The organism is Iodobacter fluviatilis (assembly GCF_004194535.1).
Classification (GTDB): Bacteria; Pseudomonadota; Gammaproteobacteria; order Burkholderiales; family Chitinibacteraceae; genus Iodobacter; species Iodobacter fluviatilis_A.
This window is the reverse complement of sequence record NZ_CP025781.1, coordinates 1,675,185-1,687,607: the sequence shown is the minus strand read 5'-3', so window position 1 is coordinate 1,687,607 and position 12,423 is coordinate 1,675,185. Positions and strand designations below refer to the sequence as shown.

Annotated in this window: 9 protein-coding genes; all 9 read left to right on the top strand. The window is 47.7% G+C overall.

Annotation, left to right across the window (positions count from 1 at the left end; all coding sequences use genetic code 11):
* Window positions 1-250: 250 nt before the first annotated feature.
* The 9 genes from C1H71_RS07550 (at window position 251) to C1H71_RS07510 (ending at window position 12,416) form a co-directional block, all read left to right on the top strand.
* Window positions 251-1,189 carry a carbohydrate kinase family protein gene (locus C1H71_RS07550; protein WP_130105997.1) on the top strand — a complete coding sequence of 313 codons (939 nt, stop codon included), beginning with the start codon at window positions 251-253 and terminating at the stop codon, window positions 1,187-1,189.
* A 166-nt stretch (window positions 1,190-1,355) separates the two neighbouring features.
* Window positions 1,356-4,043: a lamin tail domain-containing protein gene (locus C1H71_RS07545; RefSeq protein ID WP_130105996.1), complete on the top strand. Its 2,688-nt coding sequence runs from the start codon at window positions 1,356-1,358 to the stop codon at window positions 4,041-4,043.
* Window positions 4,043-4,660 (top strand): NF038129 family PEP-CTERM protein, encoded by a 618-nt coding sequence (locus tag C1H71_RS07540; RefSeq protein ID WP_130105995.1) that lies wholly within the window; start codon window positions 4,043-4,045, stop codon window positions 4,658-4,660. Before C1H71_RS07545 ends, C1H71_RS07540 begins: the two co-directional genes overlap by 1 nt.
* Before the next feature lie 520 nt (window positions 4,661-5,180).
* A complete protein-coding gene (locus tag C1H71_RS07535; protein WP_188053655.1) occupies window positions 5,181-6,779 on the top strand; it encodes an ABC transporter substrate-binding protein in 1,599 nt (532 codons plus the stop codon).
* A gap of 183 nt (window positions 6,780-6,962) precedes the next feature.
* Window positions 6,963-7,973: an ABC transporter permease subunit gene (locus tag C1H71_RS07530; protein WP_130105994.1), complete on the top strand. Its 1,011-nt coding sequence runs from the start codon at window positions 6,963-6,965 to the stop codon at window positions 7,971-7,973.
* 2 nt (window positions 7,974-7,975) lie between these two features.
* Entirely contained in the window at window positions 7,976-8,887 is a 912-nt protein-coding gene (locus C1H71_RS07525) for an ABC transporter permease subunit (RefSeq protein WP_130105993.1), read from the top strand.
* 215 nt (window positions 8,888-9,102) lie between these two features.
* The gene (locus tag C1H71_RS07520; RefSeq protein WP_130105992.1) at window positions 9,103-10,083 is read left to right on the top strand and encodes an oligopeptide/dipeptide ABC transporter ATP-binding protein; all 981 of its coding nucleotides are present in this window, start codon (window positions 9,103-9,105) and stop codon (window positions 10,081-10,083) included.
* Entirely contained in the window at window positions 10,080-11,063 is a 984-nt protein-coding gene (locus C1H71_RS07515) for a peptide ABC transporter ATP-binding protein (RefSeq protein ID WP_188053652.1), read from the top strand. The genes C1H71_RS07520 and C1H71_RS07515 overlap by 4 nt, the downstream gene beginning before the upstream one ends.
* A 222-nt stretch (window positions 11,064-11,285) precedes the next feature.
* Window positions 11,286-12,416 carry a hypothetical protein gene (locus C1H71_RS07510; RefSeq protein ID WP_223146011.1) on the top strand — a complete coding sequence of 377 codons (1,131 nt, stop codon included), beginning with the start codon at window positions 11,286-11,288 and terminating at the stop codon, window positions 12,414-12,416.
* Window positions 12,417-12,423 lie beyond the last annotated feature (7 nt).

The following is a 12,423-nucleotide window of genomic DNA, read 5'->3' as shown; positions in this document are numbered from 1 at the left end:
AATATTGTGCAAAAGTGAGAAGTGCTGTTGTAAAAATGTAACTTTCATTTTTAATAAATTGGGTGTAGAAGTCCGTCATATTTGTATATGGCTATTGATCAATATGTGAGGGTATCTTTGTTTATTGAGCAATGATAAAACGGGAGTTTAGCTTTTATGTTGCTGTGCAATATGTTTTTATCCAATTGCTTATTTAAACTCGGCTTGCAACCTATACTTATTCAATTAACCCCTGCGAGGAATGAACACAATGTCAGTTTTGATCTGTGGTTCTATGGCTTACGACACGATTATGGTTTTTCCTGATCGGTTTAAAAATCATATCTTGCCAGAAAAAATTCATATGCTGTCGGTGTCGTTTATGGTGCCAGAAATGCGCCGTGAATTTGGGGGGTGTGCAGGCAATATCGCTTATACGCTTAAAATGCTGGGCGGGGTTCCGCAGATTATGGCGACGGCGGGGTGTGATTTTGCGCCCTATGCAAGTCGTTTAGATACATTGGGTATTCGCCGCGATAGCATTTTAGAGCTAGCAGATACATTTACAGGCCAATGCTTTTTAACCACTGATTTAGACGACAACCAAATCAATGCCTTTCATCCCGGCGCAATGAGCTTTTCGCATCTAAATACTGTTGCGGATATCAAATCGCCGATTGAGTTGGCTATTATTTCCCCCGATGGCAAGCAAGGCATGCAAGAGCATTGCGAGCAGCTCGCCAGCGCTAACATCCCGTTTATTTTTGACCCCGGCCAAGGCCTGCCAATGTTTAATGCGGCGGAGCTATTGCGGATGATCACTTTAGCAAGCTATGTGACGGTCAATGATTACGAGCTAGAAATGGTGCTGAATACCACAGGGCTAAGTATGGATGAGCTTAAAAAAACCGCAAAAGTGCTGATCGTTACACTAGGTGAAGATGGCTCTAAAATCTATGAAGGTGGAGTTTGCCATGATATCCCCGTGGTTGTGGCCGATGAGGTGCTGGATCCAACGGGCTGCGGCGATGCTTATCGCGCTGGGCTGCTCTATGGCATCAGCCAAGGCTGGGATTGGCCAAGCACTGGGCGCTTGGCCTCCTTATTAGGCACACTTAAAATTGGCTATAAGGGCGGGCAAAACCATGTTTTCAGTCGTGATGAAATTGCGGCACGGTTTAAGCATGCTTTTGATTTAGCCTTGGCATAATCTATATGCGTTGAGTAGGGGCTGGTGCCCCTACTCAAACAGTATTAGCACTTTCTACTGTATAAAATCTGTCACACAACTGACTTGTTGTTTTCATGCTTGGTATATATGGTTTACGCTCACGTCGGAAATCCTGACTAACCATACAAATCAAGCAGGGGTTGCAATGAATAAGAAGGCGGTAGATGGCTGCAAGCTAAAAACGTTGATGGCACTGTGTTTAATGGCTTGGGGAATAAATGCTCCTGCCCATGCGGCTGCAAAAGTGGTGATTAGCCAGGTTTACGGCGGCGGCGGTAATAGCGGGGCGACGTTTAAAAGTGATTTTATTGAGTTATTTAATGCGGGTGATCAGCCTGCAGATCTTTCCGGTTGGAGCGTGCAATACGTTTCTGCAACGGGAAGCAGCTGGCAAAAAACAGCGATTAATGGGGTCTTACTTGCTGGGCAGTATTACTTAGTTCAGCAGTCTACAGGCACAGCGGGTAGTGTAAATCTGCCCTCTCCAGAAGCGATAGGTACTCTGCTTTTAAGCGCGAGTAGCGGCAAAGTTGCTCTGGTTAAAAATAATTCACTTTTGGCTTGCGGTGCGCAGTGCAGTAGCAATGCGAATGTTGTGGATTATTTAGGGTTTGGAGCTGCAAATAATGCAGAAACCAACCCAACAGCGCTATTAAGTAATAGCACCGCAGCCTTGCGTAAAAACGCAGGCTGCACGGATACAAATGACAATAGTGCTGATTTTATCGCGACCACTCCGGCTCCCCGTAATGGCGCAACCCTGCTGCATACTTGCGGTGTTGTTACTCCAACACCTACCCCGACACCCACTCCTACCCCAAGCAGCCAACGCATCCATGATATTCAAGGGCATACGCATCGCTCGCCTTTAGAAAATACCGTGGTGAATAATGTGCTAGGGATTGTAACCCTGCTGGCAAGTAATGGCTTTTATCTGCAAGACCCGCTGCCAGATAACGATTCTTTAACATCTGAAGGGATCTTTGTGTTTATTGGCAGTGCGCCCACGGTGGCTGTGGGCGATTCGGTATTGGTCTCTGGCACGGTACGCGAATTTCGCCCTGGCGGCACGGGCGGTACAAATAACTTAACTACCACGCAAATCAAATTAGCCAATGGCGGTGTTAGCAAATTATCGAGCGGCAATGCGTTGCCTGCGCCGGTGATCTTAGCTGGCAATGTACCAAATCAGCGGCTCTGGCAGGGTAATGTAGCTGATATTGAGCAGGCAGCCTTGCTTGATATCGCCAATGGTCTTGATTTTTATGAAAGCTTAGAAGGCATGCGCGTGCAAATTGGTGGCGCGGTGGTGGTTGGCCCGAGCAATAAATTTGGTGAAGTGTTTGTGGTTGCAGATCATGGCAGAGCCGTAGGCCCGCGTGCTCCGCGTGGTGGGGTTGTGGTCACGGAAACGGATTTCAATCCAGAGCGCATTAAATTAGCAGCAGGTGCAATCAAAGCTCCTGCTGTGAATGTGGGGGATTGGTTCCCGCAGGCGGTGGGCGTGGTGGATTATAGCTTTGCAAATTACAATTTACAGCTTAGCGAATTAGCCGCTCCAGTGAGCAGTAATCTACAGCCAGAAACCACGGTGAAGCAGACTGGCGATGAGCTAGCTATTGCCTCGTTTAACGTGGAAAACTTAGCGGGCAATGAGGGCGCGGCTAAGTTTGCTCGCCTAGCGGGGCAAATCGTCCAAAACTTGCAATCACCCGACATTATTGGCTTGATGGAAATCCAAGATAATAACGGCGCGGCCAGCGATGGCACGGTTGATCCAGTACAAACCTTGGCTAAGCTGATCGCCGCCATTAAAACAGCAGGTGGCCCCGCTTATCAATATCGCCAAATTAACCCTGTGGATGGCCAAGATGGTGGCCAGCCAGGTGGCAATATTCGCCAAGTGTTCATGTTTAATCCTGCAAGAGTAGGGTTTATTGATCGCGCAGGTGGCTCTGCTACTCAGGGTATCGATGTGGTGGCTTGCCCAGAACAAGCATGCTTAAGCGCCAGCCCAGGCCGTATTGCGCCAACAGACCCAGCCTTTAATGCCAGCCGTAAACCGCTTACTGGCGAGTTTTCTTTTAATGGGCATAAGCTGTTTGTAATTGCCAACCACTTTAATTCTAAAGGGGGTGATCAGCCTTTGAGTGGTCGCTTTCAACCGGCTAATCGCAGCTCAGAAGTGCAGCGCAATAAACAAGCACAAATCGTTGCTAATTTTGTCAGCCGAATTAATAACTTAGATCGCAATGCCAATGTGGTGGTACTGGGAGATATCAATGATTACCAGTTCTCTGGCTCAGTACAGCGTTTAAAAGCAGTTGGCTTGGTGGATTTAGTTGAAACGTTGCCAGAGAACGAGCGCTATACCTACGTTTTTGAGGGTAATAGCCAAGTGCTGGATCATATTTTGGTGTCGCCAACGTTAGCTAGCCGCGCTCAATATGATGTGGTGCATGTGAATTCTGAGTTTGCGGATCAAGCATCGGATCACGAGCCTGAAGTGGCTAAGCTGACTATGCCAAAAGCATGGCTTGATATCACGGCGCGCTTTAGCCAGCAAAAATCTGGCTTGGTTTATAACGCGGGCAGCAAAACCTTTAATGGCAGCCTGACCTTAGGTGCGCAAAATGCTGTAAGTGGCCCAGTCCGTGTGCAAATCACAGATCTACCTGCAGGGGTAACGCTGGCAAATGGCGCTGAAGATGGCGCGCTGCTGGCTCATATTACTGCCGGTACGGCGTTGGTTCTACCGCTTAAATTCAATAATCCTGCACGGGATGCGATTCGTTTTACCGCACAAATTCTGGCTAATAAGGACTTTAAATAATGAAACATACGCTTAAACTGGCATTGGCTGGGCTTACCTTGGTTTGCAGCAGCATGGTTTCGGCAGCGATGTATCAAGTGGATGTGGATACTCGCACTTTGGAAGGGCAGGGCGGTTTTGTGGCTTTGGGTTTAAATGGCCTAAGCGATTCGCCTTTGGTTCGTGCGCTCGTTAGCCGGTTCCGAGGTAGCAGCTTTGGGCGGGTTGATGACAGCAACACGTTTAACGTGTTTGGGCAGCTTAGCTCTACTTTAAAGTTTGATAATTTGCAGGCTAATCAATTTACTCAGGGCGTTGTCTTTGGTAAAAAACTACAGTTCAATGTTGAATTTGCAGAAAGCAATTCGGTAATTGGCTCAGGTACTAGTTTTGCTTTTTCTTTGCTAGATAAAAACTATGGCTCTTTGCTGAGTGCTGATCCATCGGGCGTTGCGGTATTGGCAGAATTTACCCCAGGAAGCGCAACGTCATTTAATAGCTTGCTTCGCGCCGATGGTAATGCCGTGGCAACGATTACCCCCGTACCAGAGCCAGAAACGTATGCTTTGATAGGTTTGGGGCTTTTAGGTTTGCTAATACAAAGGCGTAAACGCAGCGCTTATCTCAGCAAGATTTAATACAGCAAAGAGATGAACCCACCTCTTTAGTTAAAAACGACCCTACAGGGTCGTTTTTTTGTTAAGCTTTTGTAAAAAAATAGTAATTATTTTTTGAGTAATTTGTAATTATTTGTAAGTTAAATGAATGCTTGTCACTGTTTTAAAAGTGCATTGGTTTTTATGGTTGAATATTTACTTACAACAATCCTGACTAATTGATACATAAATGCGCTGGTTAAAGGTATTTTGTTTTTTTATGCTAAATAATTAACCGCTCTAAACTTATGTTTGCGTAAAACTGAAATTCTGTTTGTTTTTAACTCCAGTGACCTCCTTGTATTTGATTTATATCGTTTTTTTTTAGAGTAGAGGCCATGTAGTGAGAAGGCCTAATACCCATTTCACAAAAAGTCATGGCTTAACGCGTTGGGGATATCTCTAGTAGGAGCAGTCCTTAACGTGAGGTTTACTGCTAGGCAGCACTTTTGGACTCGGAAAGAGTTTTCTCTATTAACGTAGTAAGGTGGGAGAATCACAAATGCGATTGAAACAGCTCGGATATATTCTCGCTACGGCGTGTGCTTTGAATGCGGGGGCTGCAATGGCCGCCGGAAAAACTTTGATTTTTTGTTCTGAAGGTAGCCCTGCTGGTTTTGATCCGGTGCGTTATACCTCTGGCACGGATTTTGATGCCTCTGCTGAAACTGTTTTCAATCGCTTGGTGCAATTTAAACAAGGCTCTACCCAAATTGAGCCAGGTTTAGCAGAAAAGTGGGAAGTATCGCCAGATGGTCTGACTTACACCTTTAATCTGCGTAAAGGTGTTAAGTTTCATACCACGCCTTTCTTTAAGCCAAGTCGTGATTTTAATGCCGACGATGTGGAATTCACTTTCCAACGCATGACGAACAAAAACCTGCCGTTTAATAAGGCAGCGCCATCTGATTTCCCCTATGTATCGGATATGGCTTTAGACACCAATATCGTAGGTATCGAAAAAGTTGATGCTTACACGATTCGCCTGAAGCTTAAAACTGTTGATGCCGCATTCTTGCAAAATATAGCCATGTCTTTTGCCTCGATCTACTCGGCTGAATACGCAGATAGCTTGGTGAAGAGCGGCAAAACCTCGCAAATGAACACCATGCCGATTGGTACTGGCCCATTTGTGTTTAAGAGCTATCAAAAAGACAGCAATATTCGCTTTGATGCCAATCCAGAATACTGGAAGAAAGGCGATGTAAAACTGGATAAACTGATTTTTGCGATTACCCCAGATGCATCTGTGCGCTACCAAAAGCTGCAAAAGGGTGAATGCCATGTGATGGTTTATCCAAAGCCAGCTGATCTGAAAGCCATGCAAGAAAACAAAAGTTTAACTGTGCCTTCACAAGCTGGTTTTAATCTTGGCTATTTGGCTTACAACGTTCAGCACAAACCACTAGATAAGCTGGAAGTTCGCCAAGCGTTGGATATGGCGATTAATAAGAAAGCCATTATCGAAGCGGTTTACCAAGGTGCGGGCCAGTCTGCGACTAACCCAATGCCACCAACACAATGGTCTTACAATAAAAAGCTAAAAGATGCGGCTTATGATCCGGTTAAAGCGAAGGCTTTGCTGAAAAAAGCCGGTATTGCCGAAGGCACTGAGATCACCTTATGGGCGATGCCAGTACAGCGCCCTTACAACCCAAATGCCAAGCTGATGGCCGAAATGATCCAAGCAGATTGGGCTAAAGTTGGCGTGAAAGGCAAGATCACCACTTACGAGTGGGGCGAGTACCTGAAACGCGGTAAGGCGGGTGAGCACGACACCATCTTGGTGGGTTGGACTGGGGATAATGGCGATCCTGATAACTGGCTAGGTGTGAATTTGGCTTGCGGATCCTTGGATGGCAATAACTACGCCAAGTGGTGCGATAAAGAGTTCGATGGCTTGATCACTAAAGCGCGCGCGCTTAATAATCAAGGCGAGCGCACTAAACTGTACGAAAAAGCACAGGAAATCTTTAAGCGCGAACTTCCTTGGACCACAATTGCTCACTCGACTGTGTATCAGCCGATGCGTAAAGAAGTGCAAGGCTACAAGATCAGCCCATTTGGCCTGAACTCTTTTGTTGGCGTGAGCTTGAAGTAATGCTTTTGGTTTGAGAGAGCGGCCGCTGCGATTCGGGCGGCCGTTTTTGCGTAGTGCTTTTGTGTATGTTGCTGTCACTGGCCTTTGGAGTTGCTGTTTTTGTGCTGAAGGTGCGTTTACGTAGCTAAAGTTTTTTATGTTTTTCGCAGCTAAAACTGCAGTGCGCCGTATGGAGAAATATCCATGTTTAGTTTTATTTTTCGTCGCTTAAGCGTCACGATTCCCACCTTTCTGGGTATCACCGTTTTAGCGTTTGCGCTGATTCATATGATTCCGGGAGATCCGGTTTTGGTGATGGTGGGTGAGCGCCGTTTAGACCCCGAATTTTATCGCCAAGCCCTGATTCGGCTTGGCTTAGATCAGCCTTTATATGTGCAGTACTGGCAATATCTGCTGAAAGTATTGCATGGCGATTTAGGTTTTTCTTTAGTAACGCATGAGCCCGTGATTAGTGATTTCTGGGCGCTATTCCCTGCCACATTTGAGCTTTCAATGTGCGCCATGTTGTTTGCCACGGTAACGGGGCTGGCCGCAGGGATTGTGGCAGCAACGCGTCGTGGTACCGCGATCGACCATGCGGTCATGGGTACCGCCTTAACGGGTTATTCAATGCCGATTTTCTGGTGGGGCTTACTGCTGATTATGCTGTTTTCGGTGCAGCTAGGCTGGACGCCTGTGTCGGGGCGTTTAGATTTGGAATTTGATATTCCGCGTGTTACGGGCTTAATGCTGATTGATACGCTGATTTCTGGCGAAGAAGGCGCGTTTAAATCTGCCGTTATGCATCTGATCTTGCCAACCATCGTATTGGGCACCATTCCTATGGCGGTGATTGCTCGGATGACGCGCTCGTCCATGCTAGAAGTGTTGCGTGAAGAATATATCCGCACGGCCCGCGCTAAGGGTCTTTCCAAAACGCGGATCGTACTGGTGCACGCTTTAAGAAATGCGCTGATGCCCGTGGTCACGGTGATTGGTTTACAAGTTGGCACCATGCTGGCTGGTGCCGTACTGACAGAGAGTATTTTCTCTTGGCCTGGCATTGGCAAATGGCTGATAGATTCGATTTCGCGTCGTGATTATCCGGTGGTGCAGGGCGGTATTTTATTAATCGCTACGCTGATTATTATTGTTAACCTAGTGGTTGATGTGCTGTATGGCATTATCAATCCACGTATTCGCCATGCGAGGTAAGTATGTCGAACATTAAGTCTTTGGCCGTTGCAGAGCCACTTTATAGCTATCCATCACCACTTAAAGAATTTTGGCAAAGCTTTAGCGCCAATCGTGGTGCCTTGGTTTCATTTATCTTTTTTATGCTCATGGTGGTGTCGGCTTTGCTGGCGCCTTGGCTGGCTCCGCACGCGCCTAGCGAGCAGTATCGCGAGTTCTTTTTAACCCCTCCTGCGTGGCAAACCGGTGGCTCTTGGCAGTTTATTTTGGGAACCGACGAAGTGGGTCGGGATATTCTCAGCCGCCTACTCCACGGTGCAAGGCTGAGTTTAATGATTGGCTTGATCTCGGTAACGATGTCGCTATTGCCAGGGATTGTGCTGGGAATGATTGCCGCTTTTTATCCTAACTTTATTGGCACCTCCATTATGCGTGCGATGGATGTGATGATGGCTCTGCCTTCATTACTGCTCGCTGTGGCGATTGTGGCCGTGCTAGGGCCAGGGCTGCTGAATACGATTTTGGCGATTGCGGTAGTGAGCTTGCCATCTTATGTCAGGCTGGCACGGGCTTCGGCTATGGGCGAGCTAGCTAAAGATTATGTGATTGCGTCCCGCCTATCGGGCGCGGGTAAGTTGCGCTTGATGTTTAACACGGTGCTGCCAAATTGCATGGCGCCGTTGATTGTGCAAGCAACGCTAGGCTTTTCTGCCGCCATTTTGGATGCTGCAGCTTTGGGCTTCTTGGGCCTTGGTGCTCAGCCGCCGCTGCCAGAATGGGGCACGATGTTGGCTTCTGCCCGCGACTATATCGAGCGCGCTTGGTGGGTAGTGACCATGCCGGGGGTAACGATCTTGATCACCGTGTTGGCGCTCAATCTAATGGGCGATGGCCTGCGCGACGCGCTAGACCCAAAACTGAAAAAGCTGGCTTAACCCAAAAGTCAAAAAGATCTGGCGACACAGAGAACATGGAGAAAGACAAAAGCGAGAACACTGAGAAAAACGTATTTGGGCGGGGGAATTGAGCGATTACTTTACTCAATGGTTTTACTCCGCCTTTCTCAGTGTGCTCTGTGTCCTTCCTGTTCTTTGTGTCTACAGAACTTTTTTATAGGTTTAGCTTGCTCGATGTACATAGAGAGAAAAAGATGAGTTTATTAGATATAAAAAACCTCTCCGTAGCGTTTGGTTCGGTTGATAAGCCATTTCGGGCGGTAGAAAGCGTCGATTTTTCGATTAACCGTGGCGAGATCGTCGGGATTGTAGGCGAGTCAGGCTCGGGTAAAAGTGTCACCATGTTGGCCTTGATGGGCTTGATTGATGCACCGGGCCGAGTCACTGCGGATCAATTGTCTTTTGAAGGCAAAGACCTGCTGAATATGAAGGCCAACGATAAGCGCAAAATCATCGGTAAAGATATCGCCATGATTTTTCAGGATGCTTTATCTAGCCTCAATCCTGCTTATACCGTTGGCTATCAGCTGATGGAAACCTTGCAGCAGCATGAAGGCTTGAAGGGGGCTGCCGCGCGCCAGCGTGCGCTGGAGCTCTTAGAAATGGTGGAGATCCCAGACGCTAAATCTCGGCTGGATGCCTATCCGCATCAATTATCCGGCGGGATGAGCCAGCGGGTGATGATCGCCATGGCGATTGCCTGTAAGCCGCGCTTGCTGATTGCCGATGAGCCAACCACCGCGCTCGATGTAACTGTGCAAGCGCAGATTATGGAGCTCTTAGTTAATCTGCAAAAGCAGCACGATATGGCGCTGATCTTAATCACCCATGATCTGGCCGTGATTGCCGAAGTGGCGCAGCGTGTGGTGGTGATGTATGCAGGCCAAGTGGCAGAAACCAGCCCTGTACCTGCGATCTTTGATTATCCTCGCCACCCTTACACGCAAGCTTTGCTGAGCTCTATTCCTGAGCACAGCAAGGGCGCACATCGCTTAGCGACTTTGCCAGGTGTGGTACCGGGGCAATACGATAGGCCAGTTGGATGTCTACTTTCGCCACGCTGCCCGTATGTACAAGAATCCTGTAAAACCAAACGTCCAGATATCACGATAGCGGGCGTAGGCACCGTGCGCTGCATTACACCATTGGACGAAGCGGGGAGACCACAAGCATGAGCGATGTAATCCAACCTATCCTAGTCGCCAGCGAATTATCGCGTCACTACCATGTATCACGCGGCTTTATGAAGCCTGCCGCCACGGTGAAAGCACTCAATAGCGTGAGTTTTAGTCTAGCGCCTAAAAAAACACTGGCGGTGGTGGGTGAATCGGGCTGTGGTAAATCAACCCTCGCACGCCAGCTCACTTTGATTGAAGAGCTTACCTCTGGTCAGTTGCAAATTGCCGGTGTGGATACTGTGGGGGCCTCGGCCGCTGATTTAAAAATCCTGCGCCCTAAAGTGCAGATGGTGTTTCAAAACCCGTATGCCTCCTTAAACCCGCGTAAGCAAATTGGCACCATGCTGGCCGAACCGCTGCTGCTTAATACCTCGCTGAGCGCCGCAGAACGCGAAGAAAAAGTACGCGCCATGATGACCCGCGTGGGCCTGCGCCCAGAGCATTATCATCGCTACCCGCATATGTTCTCTGGCGGCCAGCGCCAGCGTATTGCCGTGGCCCGCGCCATGATGCTTACCCCTAGCGTAGTGGTGGCCGATGAGCCAACTTCGGCGCTGGATGTATCGATTCAGGCGCAGATTTTGAATTTGTTTATGGATCTGCAAGACGAGCTGGGCATTGCTTACGTGTTTATTAGTCACAATCTATCCGTGGTTGAACACGTAGCCGATGATGTGCTGGTGATGTACTTTGGCGTAGGCGTGGAGCACGGTCCTAAGGATGTGCTGTTTGATCGGCCACTACATCCCTACACCCGAGCATTGATGTCCGCAACACCAGCGATCCGCGCTGAAGACCGTGGCTCTAAAGTAAAATTATTGGGTGAACTGCCTTCACCCCTTAACCCACCTAGCGGCTGCGCTTTCAACACCCGTTGCCCCTTTGCCACCGACCATTGTCGTACAGAAGTACCCAAACTACGCCCAATCGAAGGCCGCTTAGTGGCTTGCCACCGCGTGGAAGAAATTACGGTTTGATCTAATACGCGTGGGCAGCACCCGCCAGCAAAATAATACGCCGCCACTCTCATATCGAGATGGCGGCGTATTATTTTGGGGAGGGGTAAAGGGGCTGGCTTGACTCAGCATATTTTTTTTTGATCCACTGATGGTGGTTTTACCTTGTGTCAGAACGCTCAATTATCTACAATTATCAAAAAATCATAATTTATGAAAAATTGATAATTCAAGGTAATAGCGATGAAAATCTACAGCTATAGACGCCCAAAAGTGGCAGAGATGTATTGCGATGCGCTCCAAGGCGATAGCTTGGTAGATAAAAGATCTGGCTTATTTCTAACTGCAAAGCGTCGGGTTGGAAAAACCACTTTTTTACGAGAAGATTTGCTACCAGAGGCAAAACAGCGAGGTTGGCTGGCTGTCTACATTGATTTATGGTCTGACCGATCTCGGGATCCTGCGGAGCTGATCGCCGATGTGGTGAAGGAGGCGATTTATCAGGAGTCAGGGGCCGTGGCCAAGGCCGCTAAATCAACCGGCCTCAGTAAATTTAGTGTTGCTGGGTTTTCTTTTGATTTTCAGGCCATTGGCTTGCCTGAAGGGATGACTCTATTTCAAGGATTGCAGCTACTACAGCAGCTTACTAAAAAACCAATTCTTTTAATTGTTGATGAAGCTCAGCACGCCTTAATTAGTAAAGAAGGTGAAGCCAGCATGTTTGCCTTAAAAGCAGCTCGAGATGGAATGAATAACAGTAATGATGCGCCCAAGCTCATGCTTGTTTTTACTGGATCAAATCGCGATAAGTTGGCTCATTTGGTGATGAGCAGCAAAATGCCGTTTTTTGGTTCAAGTGTGATGGATTTTCCGATGTTGAGTCGTGAGTTCACCGATGGATATACCGCGCATATTAATAAGAGTTTGGCTTCGGATAATCAGCTAGATCCAAATGCCGTTTGGGATACCTTTCAATTAGTGGGCTATCGACCTGAGTTTTTACGTAGCATTATCAGTGACGTTGCTTTGGAGATGCAGTCTGCTCCTGACTTGAATCAAAAAATTCAAGCGGGCGGCACTGTATTGCAAAGTCGAATTTGGACTGAAATTGAAAATGAATACACATCTCTTTCGGCATTACAGCAGGCGATTATTCGGGTGATGTCTATTCAACATGGCCAATTTAGCCCATTCAGTGCCAGCTCAATGGCTGAATATGGTGCGGTAGCTCAAGGGCTATCAACGGGATCTATTCAGACGGCTTTGGATGCTTTACGAGAGCGTGGCATTGTATGGAAGGAGTCACGTGGTGCCTATGAGCTGGAAGACGAATCATGGAATACATGGCTTAAGATGAAAAATATCGTTCAATAATTTACTG